The sequence below is a fragment of the Gracilimonas sp. genome (genome assembly GCF_017641085.1).
Taxonomy (GTDB): Bacteria; Bacteroidota; Rhodothermia; order Balneolales; family Balneolaceae; genus Gracilimonas.
Genome location: NZ_JAEPPI010000003.1, coordinates 133,400 through 147,400, shown reverse-complemented (window position 1 = coordinate 147,400; position 14,001 = coordinate 133,400). Strand labels below are relative to the sequence as shown.

The 14,001-nt window shown below is 43.0% G+C and carries 15 protein-coding genes; 12 read left to right on the top strand and 3 right to left on the bottom strand.

Annotated features, from left to right (window positions below; all coding sequences use genetic code 11):
- The first annotated feature begins 68 nt into the window (after nucleotides 1-68).
- The 5 genes from paaB to JJ941_RS11605 all read left to right on the top strand — a co-directional run bounded on the left by paaB (nucleotide 69) and on the right by JJ941_RS11605 (nucleotide 3,198).
- Nucleotides 69-371 (top strand): 1,2-phenylacetyl-CoA epoxidase subunit PaaB, encoded by a 303-nt coding sequence (paaB, locus tag JJ941_RS11625; RefSeq protein ID WP_255134668.1) that lies wholly within the window; start codon nucleotides 69-71, stop codon nucleotides 369-371.
- Nucleotides 368-1,153, top strand: a complete 786-nt coding sequence (gene paaC / locus JJ941_RS11620) for a 1,2-phenylacetyl-CoA epoxidase subunit PaaC (RefSeq protein ID WP_290965331.1) — start codon at nucleotides 368-370, stop codon at nucleotides 1,151-1,153. The genes paaB and paaC overlap by 4 nt, the downstream gene beginning before the upstream one ends.
- A gap of 105 nt (nucleotides 1,154-1,258) precedes the next feature.
- Nucleotides 1,259-1,765, top strand: coding sequence for a 1,2-phenylacetyl-CoA epoxidase subunit PaaD (gene paaD / locus JJ941_RS11615; RefSeq protein ID WP_290965328.1), 507 nt, complete (start codon nucleotides 1,259-1,261; stop codon nucleotides 1,763-1,765).
- 150 nt (nucleotides 1,766-1,915) lie between these two features.
- Nucleotides 1,916-2,695: an enoyl-CoA hydratase-related protein gene (locus JJ941_RS11610; RefSeq protein ID WP_290965325.1), complete on the top strand. Its 780-nt coding sequence runs from the start codon at nucleotides 1,916-1,918 to the stop codon at nucleotides 2,693-2,695.
- Between the two features lie 125 nt (nucleotides 2,696-2,820).
- Nucleotides 2,821-3,198: a DUF4260 domain-containing protein gene (locus tag JJ941_RS11605; protein WP_290965322.1), complete on the top strand. Its 378-nt coding sequence runs from the start codon at nucleotides 2,821-2,823 to the stop codon at nucleotides 3,196-3,198.
- Here JJ941_RS11605 and JJ941_RS11600 read toward each other — a convergent pair.
- The gene (locus tag JJ941_RS11600) at nucleotides 3,195-3,620 is read right to left on the bottom strand and encodes a type II toxin-antitoxin system VapC family toxin (RefSeq protein WP_290965319.1); all 426 of its coding nucleotides are present in this window, start codon (nucleotides 3,618-3,620) and stop codon (nucleotides 3,195-3,197) included. The two genes, JJ941_RS11605 and JJ941_RS11600, sit on opposite strands and share 4 nt — an antisense overlap.
- Nucleotides 3,610-3,846 (bottom strand): hypothetical protein, encoded by a 237-nt coding sequence (locus JJ941_RS11595; protein WP_290965316.1) that lies wholly within the window; start codon nucleotides 3,844-3,846, stop codon nucleotides 3,610-3,612. Before JJ941_RS11595 ends, JJ941_RS11600 begins: the two co-directional genes overlap by 11 nt.
- A gap of 151 nt (nucleotides 3,847-3,997) precedes the next feature.
- Between JJ941_RS11595 and JJ941_RS11590 the strand changes: the two genes are divergently transcribed.
- The 7 genes from JJ941_RS11590 to JJ941_RS11560 all read left to right on the top strand — a co-directional run bounded on the left by JJ941_RS11590 (nucleotide 3,998) and on the right by JJ941_RS11560 (nucleotide 10,951).
- Nucleotides 3,998-5,173, top strand: coding sequence for a 3-hydroxyacyl-CoA dehydrogenase NAD-binding domain-containing protein (locus tag JJ941_RS11590; RefSeq protein ID WP_290967772.1), 1,176 nt, complete (start codon nucleotides 3,998-4,000; stop codon nucleotides 5,171-5,173).
- Between the two features lie 47 nt (nucleotides 5,174-5,220).
- Nucleotides 5,221-5,643: a hotdog fold thioesterase gene (locus JJ941_RS11585; protein WP_290965310.1), complete on the top strand. Its 423-nt coding sequence runs from the start codon at nucleotides 5,221-5,223 to the stop codon at nucleotides 5,641-5,643.
- A gap of 28 nt (nucleotides 5,644-5,671) precedes the next feature.
- Nucleotides 5,672-6,880, top strand: a complete 1,209-nt coding sequence (pcaF, locus tag JJ941_RS11580) for a 3-oxoadipyl-CoA thiolase (protein ID WP_290965308.1) — start codon at nucleotides 5,672-5,674, stop codon at nucleotides 6,878-6,880.
- A gap of 105 nt (nucleotides 6,881-6,985) precedes the next feature.
- Nucleotides 6,986-7,588: a transferase hexapeptide repeat family protein gene (locus JJ941_RS11575; RefSeq protein ID WP_290965306.1), complete on the top strand. Its 603-nt coding sequence runs from the start codon at nucleotides 6,986-6,988 to the stop codon at nucleotides 7,586-7,588.
- Nucleotides 7,589-7,631: 43 nt separating this feature from the next.
- On the top strand, nucleotides 7,632-7,997 hold the full coding sequence (locus JJ941_RS11570) for a four helix bundle protein (RefSeq protein WP_290965304.1): 366 nt from the start codon (nucleotides 7,632-7,634) through the stop codon (nucleotides 7,995-7,997).
- Nucleotides 7,998-8,006: 9 nt separating this feature from the next.
- The gene (gene paaZ / locus JJ941_RS11565; protein ID WP_290965302.1) at nucleotides 8,007-10,073 is read left to right on the top strand and encodes a phenylacetic acid degradation bifunctional protein PaaZ; all 2,067 of its coding nucleotides are present in this window, start codon (nucleotides 8,007-8,009) and stop codon (nucleotides 10,071-10,073) included.
- 113 nt (nucleotides 10,074-10,186) lie between these two features.
- Nucleotides 10,187-10,951 (top strand): enoyl-CoA hydratase/isomerase family protein, encoded by a 765-nt coding sequence (locus JJ941_RS11560; RefSeq protein WP_290965300.1) that lies wholly within the window; start codon nucleotides 10,187-10,189, stop codon nucleotides 10,949-10,951.
- 20 nt (nucleotides 10,952-10,971) lie between these two features.
- Here JJ941_RS11560 and JJ941_RS11555 read toward each other — a convergent pair whose 3' ends face one another.
- A complete protein-coding gene (locus JJ941_RS11555) occupies nucleotides 10,972-13,962 on the bottom strand; it encodes a two-component regulator propeller domain-containing protein (protein ID WP_290965297.1) in 2,991 nt (996 codons plus the stop codon).
- Nucleotides 13,963-14,001 lie beyond the last annotated feature (39 nt).

The following is a 14,001-nucleotide window of genomic DNA, read 5'->3' as shown; positions in this document are numbered from 1 at the left end:
ACTCAGAATATTCTGACGACTGAATACTGAGTTTTGACTCCTTTCTTAACTTCGAAAACAGATTATTAATGTCAGAAGAAAACAACAAAGACAATTGGCCTCTGTGGGAGGTTTTCACTCAACCAAAATCCGGGAAACCCCATGAGCATGCCGGAAGCTTACATGCTTCGGACAAAGAAATGGCTTTGCAAAATGCTCGGGATACCTACGCACGTAGAAATGAAGGCGTAAGTATCTGGGTGGTTGAATCGAAATACATAACCGCTTCCACACCTGAAGATATGGGTCCGTTTTTCGACCCGGCCAACGACAAACCCTACCGACACCCTCAGTTTTACAGTGTACCAAGAGCCGTAAAGAAAAGATCATGAGTACAGCTACCAAAGAATTGACTAAGCAACAAGCCTTTTTAACATACCTGTTGAGGCTAGCCGACGACCGTTTGATTTTAGGACAGCGCAACGCTGAATGGTGTGGACACGGCCCACAGCTTGAAGAAGACCTGGCATTGGCTAACATCTCGCTGGATTTAATCGGACACGCCACCGCCTTATATGAATATGCCGCTGAAGTTGAGGGTGAAGGCCATGATGAGGATCACTTTGCTTTCTTCCGGGATGACCGTGACTTCACCAACCTACAGCTTTGCGAATTACCCAAAGGTGATTTCGGATTTACCATAGCCCGACAATTTTTGTTCAGTGCTTTCAGTTACTTCCAATACGAGCGACTGAAAGAAGCTGATGACGAGCAATTTTCCGGAATGATCAGCAAGCATCTCAAAGAAATAAAATATCACCTGCGGCACAGCCGGGAGTGGGTATTGCGCCTGGGTGACGGAACCGAGGAAAGCCATAATCGCATTCAGGAATCCTTCGATGAGTTGTGGATGTACCTCGATGAGCTGTTCTATATGGATGAGGTTGACGATTTATTAATGAAAGAAGGAATCGCAATTGATTCATCTGAGTTCAGGAAGGAATTCAAGAAACTGGTGGAAGATACTCTAACGGAAGCCACACTCACGGTTACAGATTGGGATCAGTTTATGATGAGCGGAAGCCGAAAGGGAATTCACACCGAACATTTGGGACATTTATTAGCCCAGATGCAGTTCCTGCGACGTTCCTATCCCGATGCGGAGTGGAAATGAAATTCATATGAGTAGTGAGGAATGAGTTTTGAGTCGTTAGTTTTCAAAATTTATGACTTGCAACTCATATCTCAATCCTCACTACTCATTACTAAGGCATAAATAATGTCAACAATCCAGCTACACACTAAGGAGCAGATTTGGGAGTACCTCAAAGAGGTTACCGATCCCGAAATTCCTGTATTGAATATCGTGGAGATGGGTATTGCCCGAAAAGTTGAGGTTGAAGATGGGCAAGTATTAGTTAAAATCACCCCCACTTACTCCGGTTGCCCGGCCATGAACGCCATTGAGAAGCTCGTAAATGAGAAGCTGGAAGAACGTCACGTTGAAAACTATTCCGTTAAACTCGACTTCGCTGAGACCTGGACCACCGACTGGATGACCGACGAGGCAAAATCAAAGCTGAAAGATTATGGTATTGCCCCTCCGGAAAAATCCGAAGAGGAAGAAGATTTCCTGAAAAGCCTTTCCAGCACTAAAGTTATTCCCTGCCCTTTTTGTGATTCATTCGAGACAGAGCTGGTAAGTCAATTCGGATCTACAGCCTGCAAATCTCAGTATTTCTGTAATAACTGCGATCAGCCCTTCGAGCATTTTAAGTGTATATGAGCACGGATTTTGGGATTGTGCGGATTTCACTGATTTTTTGCATTCAGTAGTTACTCCAATTATTTGGATAACAATTTTTTGTGAAAAGGCCCTCATTCTATAACTTCATCTCAAACTAAAATCCATTTAATCCTTTAATCTGCCAGATCCGTGATTCAGACTACTTTAAGTAATGGCATTTTCACCATCACCCTGAACCGCCCCGACAAGCTCAACAGCTTTATCTTCGAAATGGCCAATCAGCTCAAAGAAGCCCTCCATCGCGCCGAATCAGATGATGAAGTACGCTGCGTGTTACTTACCGGTGAGGGACGTGCCTTTTGTGCCGGACAGGATTTAGCAGAGGCAACGGAAGTCTCAAACGACCCCGATCGTGATTTAAGTGAAATTGTGCATCACACCTATATTCCCATAATTAAAGGAATTCGAAAATTGGAGAAGCCGGTGGTTTGTGCCGTAAACGGAACAGCTGCCGGAGCCGGAGCCAACATCGCCCTTGCCTGTGATATTGTTATTGCCAGTGAGGAAGCATCTTTCATTCAGTCCTTCTCACAAATTGGGTTGATCCCGGACAGTGGCGGCACCTATATTTTACCCAGACTCATAGGACTTGCCCGTGCCACGGCTCTCACTTTCTTGGGTGAAAAAGTCTCTGCAGCAGAAGCCGTTGAAATGGGCATGATCTGGAAAGCCTATCCCACCGGGAAATACATGGACGAAGCAAAAGCTATAGCATCAAAACTGGCCAACATGCCCACCAAAGGATTTGGGCTTACCAAACGCGGATTCAATGCTGGATTTTCAAACAGTCTTGAAGAACAAATGAAACTGGAAGCCAAACTTCAGGCTGAAGCCGGTAAAACCCACGATTACAATGAGGGAGTAAAAGCTTTTATGGAGAAAAGGAAACCGGAGTTCAAAGGTCAATAGGATCACAGATTTTAATGATTGAGGAATTTCACTGATTTATTTGATCTACTCGATATTCTACAACTAATCAGTGAAGTCTGCGTAATCTGTGATCGACCCTTGTACGTTATTAACAACTCTTCATTATGAATATTGAACTTAGTAAACACCTAAAACTCCTTCTCAATCTTGAAGAACTCGCACTCTTCATCGGTTCCGTAATTCTCTTTGGATTCGTTACATCATACAGTTGGTGGATCTTCGCCCTGCTCTTCTTCCTTCCTGATATCTCATTTGCTGCCTACCTAATTAACACGAATATCGGTTCATGGATCTACAATTTCTTCCATCATAAGGGATTAATGATCGTGCTTGTCCTAGCTGGATTTTTTGCAGAAATAGAATGGCTTATTGCAATAGGAATTGTGTTCTTGAGTCATGCTGCCTTTGATCGTATTTTTGGCTATGGACTCAAATTCCCAGATGATTTCAAGCACACACATTTGGGTAGTATTGGAGGTTAAACTCCCTGAATCTTCTCAATGTGATTTTTGTAATCCGTATTTTGAAGCTCATTAAAAAACCTAACGTCAGCGGTTTGAACAACCGTATTAAACTTCAAGGCTGTTGAAAGGTACAAAGCATCAAAATAGCTGATGTTAAATGAGGTGGAAAGATCAAAAGCTATCTCATCAATTTGGGAATGGGAAATCAATTTACAAGGCAATGCCCGAAAGTTATTTTTTATTTCTTTTGCCTCCTGTGCTTCTAATTCTCTAATTCTTACCCTTTTTGTTAACACTGCATCAATTTCCAAATAGAAAACCTCCGGGCAAATGAATACATCCAACTCATCCAAGAGTGATAATGCTTCTTCTGAATGCTGCTCGTTAATAGCCCACTTCAGCGCTAAAGATGCATCAATAACTTTTAGATCACCGGTCACGAATCTCCCGTATATGTTCAACGCTGTCAGAAAATTGCCTTCCTTCTGCTTTATATTTTTCTAAAGTAGCCCTTATTTCTTTTTTTACTTCTTCCGGATCGGTTCTACCCAGAGAATCTATCACATCTTTCAATTCCGCTTGTAGCGAACGGTTGTTCCTCTTTGCTCTCTTCTTCCAGTTATTAAGCGTTTTCTCATCAATATTTCTTACTAAAACGTCAGGCATAATTATACCTCTTATTTATTTGATATCATTATGATATCTTTTTTCCTTATTACTTTCAAGTTTGAAAATTTCCCTCAATTTACAACGCATTCCGTCTCAGATTCCTTATCTTGGAAGCGATTTTTCAGACGATAAAACACGATATTTACTTATGATTAACAACGATGCGAAAATCGGCGTAGTTGGAGCCGGAACAATGGGAACCGGAATTGCACAGGTTGCCGCTACTCAAGGTCACCACGTTTTCTTATACGATGCTTATCCTGAACAACTTGAAAAATCCAAAGCGGGACTGGAAAGTATTCTTGCCCGGCAGGTCGAAAAAGAGCGAATGACTCAGGATGAAGTGGATGGTATCTTAAATCGCATTGAGTTTGTGGATAATATCACCGGTTTCGGGGAATGCGGATTTGTGATTGAAGCTATTGTTGAAGATCTGGATGTAAAAAAAGATACTTTTTCCAGGCTGGAGGCGATTGTTCCCCGTGATTCCGTGCTGGCGTCCAACACTTCATCCCTCTCTATTGCCGCTATTTCATCAGCCCTTAAAAAGCCCGAGCGATTTTTAGGCGTCCATTTTTTCAACCCCGCTCCCCTTATGAAGTTAGTAGAGGTTATTCCCGGTATCGCCACCGGAGACGATGTCTTCAAATCTACCAAAGAATTTATTCGAAGCTGGGACAAAATCACCGTTTCAGGTAAGGACACTCCCGGCTTTATTGTAAACCGGGTTGCCCGGCCTTTTTACGGGGAAGCGCTGCGTATTTATGAAGAAGGCATCGCTGACGCCGCTACCATCGACTGGGCCATGAAGGAAATTGGAGGCTTCCGAATGGGGCCTTTTGAGCTCATGGACCTGATCGGGCATGATGTAAATTATGAAGTTACCTGCTCGGTATTTGAGGCGTTTTATTATGACCCAAGATTCAAACCTTCCTTTGCACAGAAACGAATGGTAGAAGCCGGCTGGTTAGGTAGAAAATCGGGACGCGGTTTTTATGACTACCGGGAAGGAGCAGATAACCCGGCTCCCACAAAGGATAAAGAGCTTGGTGAGACAATCTTCAACCGGATACTGACGATGCTCATCAACGAAGCTTGCGATGCTGTATTTATGAACATCGCATCTATTGAAGACGTTGACCTGGCCATGCAAAATGGAGTCAACTATCCCAAAGGTCTCCTGAAATGGGCCGATGAAATTGGGCTCAAAAATGTGCTTGACCGAATGACAGCCCTGCAGGTTGAATACCGGGAAGACCGATATCGCCCAAACCCATTGTTGAAGAAAATGGTGGCTCAGGAAAAGAATTTTTATGAAGAATAGCGGTCAGCTATCAAACTACTAACGGCTGATAACTTTGCACCAAAACTATGAGTAAAGACATCAATCCTGTTATAAACCATATGCTCGCAAACGACCCGTTCTCACAGTGGATGGGTATCGAGGTATTGGAATCGGCACCCGGTTATTGCAAACTCTCGATGGAAATCAGAGAAGAAATGACCAATGGATTTGGTGTTTGTCATGGCGGGATTACTTTTTCGTTCGCGGACAGCGCCTTGGCTTTTGCCTCAAATTCCCGAGGGGCTATTTCACTGGCTTTGGAGAATAATATCAACTTCACCAAAAAAATATCTGTTGGGGATGTTTTAACGGCTGAAACCGAAGAACTTCAAAATGGACGAACAATCGGGGTTTATAAGGTAAAGGTATCCAATCAGGATAAAGATCTGGTTGCTGAGTTCAGAGGTACGGTTTACAGGACAGGAAAGCAGCATGATTTGGGTAATTAAAAATTTAGAATTCAAAATTTAAAATTATATGTCTGAAGCATATATCGTTGACGGAATACGAACTCCCATTGGAAAATTAAAAGGATCGCTTTCTCCCATCCGGGCTGATGATCTGGCGGCAATTCCCATCAAAGAACTTATAAACAGAAACCCGGGGTTAGATCTTGAAGCGATTGAGGATGTGATTTTAGGCTGTGCAAACCAAGCTGGGGAAGATAACCGAAATGTTGCTCGCATGGCTTCATTATTGGCTGGAATTCCTGTTTCTGTTCCAGGTGAAACCGTGAACCGATTATGTGCCTCAGGTATGAGTGCCACCGTAAAGGCTTACCATGCCATAAAAGCCGGCGAAGGAGACGTATTTATTACCGGAGGAGTGGAACACATGACCCGCGGACCCATTGTTTTAGGAAAGGGTTCCTCTCCCTATTCCGGAACTACTGAAATGCATGACTCAACCTTCGGCTGGCGGTTCATCAATCCTAAAATGGAAGAGATGTACGGCACCGATGGAATGGGGATGACCGCAGAAAATGTAGTGGAAATGCATACTATCAGCCGGGAAGATCAGGATAAATTTGCAGCCTGGAGTCAACAAAAAGCCGGAGCTGCGCGCGATTCTGGTCGATTGGCTAAAGAAATTGTACCCGTAGAAATTCCCCGCAGAAAACAAGATCCATATTTATTTGAACATGATGAATTTATGCGTCCGGATACTACTGCTGAAGTATTGGCTAAACTTCGTCCTGCATTCAAGAAAGACGGGACCGTTACTGCTGGAAATGCATCAGGTCTGAATGATGGTGCCGGAGCCTTGCTGGTCGCTTCAGATAAAGCCGTGAAGGATTTTGGTTTCAAACCCAAAGCCCGAATTGTAGCCCATGCCGTGTCAGGTATTGAGCCCCGAATTATGGGATTAGGTCCGGTTGAAGCCGCTCAAAAAGTATTGAAACGAGCGGGAATGAAACTGGACGACATGGATGTAATTGAATTGAATGAAGCATTTGCAGGCCAATCTTTAGGTGTAACACGAATGCTGGAAATGGATGATAACGATCCCCGGCTCAACCCGAACGGAGGAGCTATTGCTTTAGGACACCCATTGGGCATGACCGGACAGCGACTATTGCAAACAGCCACTGTAGAACTTCACGAAAAAGATTCACACAAATATGCTTTATGCATGCTATGTGTAGGTGTTGGGCAAGGAATGGCAGTCATTCTGGAGAAAACATAGTAATCAACCACAAAGTCTGCGGAGATCTCGCAAAGAACGCTAAGTAATTTCTTTGCGAACTTTGCGTAACCTTAGCGCTCTTTGCGGTTCAAAAAATGGTGATCTATGGCAATTTATGAGTTTAATAGCTTCAAACCAGTCGTTCACAAATCGGCTTTTGTGCATCCTCAGGCAGCGGTAACAGGCAATGTGATTATAGGGAAAGATGTGTACATAGGTCCGGGTGCGGCTATTCGTGGTGATTGGGGTAAAATCGTTATCAAAGATGGTTGCAATGTTCAGGAGAACTGTACCATCCATATGTTTCCCGGCGTGACGGTTACCTTAGAAGAAAGCGCCCATGTGGGACACGGAGCTATCATTCATGGAGCGCATCTCGGGAAGAACTGCCTGATTGGAATGAATGCTGTCATCATGGATAACGTGAAAATTGGAAAAGAATCCATAGTAGGGGCATTAGCTTTTGTGCCGGAAGGAATGGAAATTCCAGACCGGAAAGTTGTTGTGGGGAATCCTGCAAAAATCGTTAAAGATGTGACGGATGAAATGGCGGCCTGGAAATCAAAAGGAACTGAATTATATCAGCAACTGCCGGGCGAACTTCATGAGACTCTGAAAGAATGTAAACCGTTGCGGGAAGTCCCTGAAGATCGGGAAGTCCAACAGATGGGATATGAGACGTGGGGGAACTCGAAACTGGATTCTTGAAACTGGATTCTAGTTCTACTTCTCTTAAATTGACACTTTTGAAATGAGCTATAGAAATCAAGAAATTTGGAAGCTGGCTAAAGAACAATCTAATAGGATTCACAAAATGACCTTTTCTTTACCAAAATTCGAACAGTTTGAAACTGCCAGTCAAATTCGTCGATCTTCAAAATCGGTAAGATCAAATATTGTAGAGGGTTATGGAAGAAGAAGATATACTCAGGAGTATATTCGGTTTCTTATTTTTGCATTAGCTTCTAACGATGAAACACGGGATCACCTTGATTCTCTATTCGAAACCAAATCTTTAAATAATGAAGCCTTTTACAAAGAGCTCATTGAGCTTAATGACAAGCTTGGAAGAAAATTGAATCTTTTTATTCAATCTGTTGAAAGATCACAAAAGTAAATTAAAGGAATGAAAGAACAAGAAACCAGAAACCAAATACGAGTTACCAGCTACATTAAAGGCGAATGGCTCAATGAAGGTGCAGAAACTGACCTGGTTAGTGCCGTAACTAACGAGCCGGTTGCCCAAATGGTGGAAGCCGAGATTGATTACAAGTCAGCGCTGGAGTATGCACGTACAGTGGGCGGACCAAAACTCCGCGAGATGAGTATCCACGAGCGGGCCTTCAAGATTAAATTTCTTGGGCAGTATTTGATGGAGCGAAAGGAGAAGTATTATGAAATCTCTACCCATACAGGCGCCACCCGCAAAGATTCCTGGATTGATATTGAAGGGGGGCTGATTACCGCTTTTGGCATTTCCAGTAAATCACGCCGGGAACTTTCGGACCTGCCCTGGCATGTGGAAGGTGACACTGAACGACTTTCCCGCAAAGGCACCTTCATGGGGCAACATATTTGCGTTCCTCGTCACGGAGTGGCCGTTCACATCAATGCATTTAATTTTCCGGTTTGGGGAATGCTGGAGAAATTGGCACCAGCCATCATTGCCGGTATGCCCGTTATCGTAAAGCCGGCTCCCACTGGTTCTTATCTTGCCTGGGAAGTTTTCAAAGATATGATAGAGGCGGACATCCTTCCGGAAGGATCTGTTCAATTTATTGCCGCAGATAAGCCTGGCGATTTATTGGATCACCTGATTAGCCAAGACATGGTGGCGTTCACCGGATCAGCCGTCACTGGAAAAAAACTGAAGGCACATCCCAATATCATCGCAAACAACGTGCCTTTTAACCTGGAGGCCGATTCACTCAATTGCTCTATTCTTGGGGAAGATGTAACGCCCGAGATGGAAGAATTTAAACTTTTCATCAGGGAAGTATCGAATGAAATGACCGTTAAAACCGGGCAAAAATGTACGGCCATCCGGCGGACCATTGTTCCTGAGAATTTGGTTGATGATGTCATTGAAGCACTGAAAGCCCGGCTGGAGAAAACAACAATAGGTCACCCTGCTGAGAAGGAAACACGGATGGGCCCTTTGGCCAGCAACCTTCAGGCTGAACGTTTTGAAGAACAGCTACAGCAGCTATCAGAGATTACAGAAACGGTGTATGCTTCAACCGGTAAACAAAATGGTGCTTTTACTAACCCAAGAGTACTTGTTTGTCACAAGCCCATGCAGGTTGATGACATTCACCGGCTAGAGGCTTTCGGCCCAATGACAACCGTCATGCCTTACAAGAACACGCAGGAGGCCATCGACCTTGCCAATAAAGCAAATGGCTCACTCGTGGGCTCTCTTTTTACCGCTGATGATGAAATTGCGCAAGAGGTTGCCCTGGGATGCGCTCCTTACCACGGGCGTTTTATGGTGATCAACCGGAACTCCGCCGAGGAGTCTACCGGACATGGATCACCCATAGCCTCCCTTGTGCATGGTGGACCCGGACATGCCGGTGGCGGTGAAGAGCTGGGTGGGGCACGTGCTGTGCTTCATAACATGCAGCGGGTTGCCTTACAGGGATCGCCTACTACTCTTCGAAATATTGTTAATCAACACATCAAAGGAGCTGAAACCGAGGAATCGGATAAGCATCCCTTCCAGAAGTACTTTGAAGAGCTTAAGATCGGCGAAGCTTTAACCACTGATAAGCGAACTGTTACTGATAAAGACGTTGAAGAATTTGCAGAATTAAGCGGAGATCATTTTTATGCACACACCGATCCTGAAGCTGCATCCCGGTCTCTGTTTGGCAAGATTGTAGCCCATGGCTATTTCGTACTTTCAGCTACAGCAGGTTTGTTTGTTGATCCCGATGAAGGTCCGGTGATGCTTAATTATGGCCTGGAAAATCTACGGTTCGTGGCTCCAGTTGCCCCAGGCGATACCATTCAGGCTAAATTGATCCTTAAACGAAAGAATGTCCGCCAGCAAAAGAAAGATGATCCATTTCCTTTCGGAGTGGTTTATTGGGATGTGGAAGTAACAAATCAGGAGAATGTCGTTGTTGCGGAATACACTATTTTGACTCTTATGAAGAGGAAAAACAAATTACCTATAGACGAACAGTAATTTTAAACGCAAAGACCGCCAAGTTTGCGCAAAGGACGCAGAGTCTTCATTGCGAACTCTGCGAATCCTCTGTGCACTCTGCGGTTTTTAAACAAACTTTGAAATAGGAAAAAATGTCAGAACAGAACGGAGCAGTAAATCTCACTATCAACAACAACATTGGGACTATTGAGTTCTACCACCCCAAAGGGAATTCTTTACCCGGAGCCATCCTCAGAAAATTGGCACAGACTATCACCGAGGCAGGCGAGAATGATGATATCAGGGTTCTTGTAATCCAAAGTCGCGGTGACGGAGCTTTTTGCGCCGGTGCATCTTTTGACGAGCTCATTGCCATCGATGACTACGATACAGGGAAAGAATTCTTCATGGGATTTGCCCTGGTTTTAAATGCCATGCGTACCTGCCCGAAGCTCATCATCGTGAGAGTTCATGGTAAAACTGTAGGCGGTGGAGTTGGGATTGCTGCAGCCGGAGATTATACCTTTGCCGAAGAAAAAGCAGATATCAAACTGAGCGAACTTGCACTCGGCATCGGGCCGTTTGTAGTTGGTCCGGCCGTTGAGCGGAAGGTTGGCAAGAGTGCTTTTTCAGCTCTTTCTATTGACGCCACTAACTGGTACGATGCGGAATGGGCGCTGGAGAATGGCTTATTCAACAAAATTTTCGGTTCTACTTACGATCTGGACCAGGCTGTAAGGACATTAGCTTCCGAATTAGCCAAAAGCAGCCCTGAAGCCATGAAAAATCTGAAAGCCGTTCTCTGGAAAGGAACCGAAGACTGGGATTTACTGCTTGAACAACGGGCTGAAATCAGCGGTCGATTGGTGCTGTCTGATTTCACCAAAAACTTCATCAAGAAGTTCAAATCTAAATAAAGTAAGAAACTAATTAACGGTTATTTAGGGATCACTATGCTGATAGTGGTCCCTTTTTCATTTTTGTATTCAACAGTTCCTTTTATTTGTGAAACCAATGAGTTGATGAGTGTAAGCCCAAGCGTAGACAATTTAGAATTGATCAGCTGTTCAGGAATACCAATTCCATCATCCTTCACTTCCAACTTATACTCATGCTCATTAATCGACCGGAAGAAGACTTTAATACTCCCCTTATCGGTTTCCTTAAAAGCATGTTCATAACAATTACTCAAGGCTTCATTCAGAATGAGACCACATGGGATAGCGGAATTTACACTAATACTCCCCTCCTCAATATCTAAATCAACTGTTACTTCCTTATCATCCCCTTTAAGAGAGCTTGCGACATTTCGCACCAAATCCTCTGCAAATGTCTTAAAGTCAATTTTAGAAAGGTCCTTATTCTGATATAGCTTTTCATGGATAGAAGACATTGTTTGTATTCGTAGCTTGCTATTCTCTAAAGCTAATTTTGCATGCCCATCATCCATCTTCCAACTTTGCAAATCCAGCAAACCTGAAACTACAGCCATATTGTTCTTAACCCTGTGATGAACTTCCTTAAGAAGTACTTCTTTTTCAGAAAGAGCCTCTTTCAAATCAGCTGTTTGTTCATCAACAAGTTCCTTTAATTTTCTCTTTTCAACGATGTTTACATATACCTGAACAGTAAAAAAGATGATTCCTCCGCCGGTAACTACGCATAAAAGGATAAACCAGCCACTTAACCAAAAAGGTTTAGCTATTTCTATAGTAATAGCAGCGGCCTGATTACTCCAATCCGATGCGGGAGACTTCGACATGACCTCAAAGGAATATTCTCCCGGGCTCAGATTCGTATATACAGCCTCTCTTTTATCGTAGCCGGTATTCCATTTCTCTTCAAATCCGTTCAATCTATACCGATAGAACATTCGGTAAGGATCTTTATAGTTTACCGCTCCATATTCTATTTCAACATTATTTTGGTTGTGCTTCAGTTTAAGTCCATTGAAATCGTCAGATGTAGTGCTTTGGTCATATACTTTTCTTTCGTTTACATAAACCTTTCTTATAAAAGTTGATGGAGATTTTCTGTGAATGGAGGTTGGTGGCTTCTCGGATTTATATTGTAACAGACCGTTCGAAGCAGTTCCAAACCACAGGTACCCGTCTGCTGCTGCCAATGCGGCTGCCCCATTAAATTCCAACCCCTTTCCATATTCCCTAAGTGCAAAGTGCACTTTATTCATGGTTCCGCTCTTATACCACTGTTCTACATCATAATAATTTAGACCGCCATTGGTTCCCTGCCAAAGTCCTCCATTATCATCAAAAAGCAGAGATATTGTTTCAGGTAAAAAGATTTCATCTGGTTCAAAAACTTCTATTTCTACCGATGAACCCTCTTCTCCAAAACCCTTAATAACAGAAAGACCTTTATTAGTTCCGATCCAGATATTCCCTCTGAAGTCTTCTTTTATCCCATATACACTGGAACCTCTTAAACCCTCTTCTTCAGTAAAATAAACAAAATCTTCGCCATCAAATTTTGCAAGCCCTCCTTCTGTTCCCAACCACAAATTTCCTTTGCTGTCACTATAAATCAGGTTGATGTATGCTTGCCAGTACTCCTCGCTTGGATTAAAAACCTCAAGATTTCCGTTGTCATATTTAATCAAAGATTGACCGGTACCTATCCAAATATCACCATTCTCCTCCACCATGATATCATTGATATAATAATCCATCAGCGGTTCATTCATGGATGAACGGAAAAACCTCTCCCCGTCAAATTCGAGAATCCAGTAGTTATAGGTTAGTAATAACAGGTTCCCGTTGGGCAGTTGCTCGATATCCCAAATTTCATCCTCATCAAAGATTTCGTTGGGTACCTCATAAGTTTTAAATTTCCCTTCATTATAGCTTCCAAGTCCGTCTTCTTTACCAAACCAGATTACACCATCTTCATCCTGGAAAAGGCTATAAACTCCATTCGAAAGAACTCCGCTATCTTTATCAAAAAACCTGAATTGCTTGTCTTTAAAAATACTTACTCCATTTCCATCTGTTGCAACCCAAATGGTGCCATCAGCTGCTTTAATCAGACGGTAGATATAGTTACTGCTCAATCCATTTTTTTTGGTGATGTGGGTATAATCTTCTCCATCAAACCAGTATAACGCTTTCCGCTCGGTTCCTATCCAAATCAACCCATCATCATCTTCAGCAATATTGTATATATATCCCAGTTTCTGACCATTGATTTCCGTGATGGTAGTCAGCTCATCCTGTGCACTTATAAGTGTTATGCCTGAATTGGTCGGGATCCAAATCGTATTATCAGAAGCCTCAAAAGCCTGGTATGTAATCTCTCCGCTTAACCCATCTTCTTTTTTCCAGGATTTAAAAATACCGTGTTCTTCTTTATAAACAGCCACCCCATTCATCGTTGCAATCCAGACCTCGTTTTCTCTTAGGAATTGAATATCCCAAATTTGATTACTTGGAAGCCCTGTGTCTGTTGTTATTCTATCGAAAGACGAACCATCCCAAACCATCACTCCATGTGCATCGGTGCCGAACCAGATTTCTTTGCCCGGTGACTCAATCACATAATTTATCAGCATGGTATCCAACACCGAAAATTCCGGATCGTATCTAACAGAATCCCCCTCTAATAATCCAACTCCTCCTGTTTCAGTAGATACCCAGAATCTTTTTTTTGAATCTTCAAAGATATCATAGATAATTTCATCTCTGAGCCCATTTTTTTTATCATAAGTTTCAAATTCGAACCCATCAAACTTCACCAGGCCATAGGCCGTTGCGAACCATACGAATCCATTGTCACTCAAGTGAATATCATAAACCTGACTGGATGGAAGGCCGTCGTTAACCGAGTAGGTTTTTATATTATATTTTTGAGCTTGGGCTACACAAAGCCAAAGTGCAAAAAACCCTAATAATGTAAACCGCTTAATAATCAATCTCCGTTATTAGCTGAAACCTGAATCAAACAAATATTA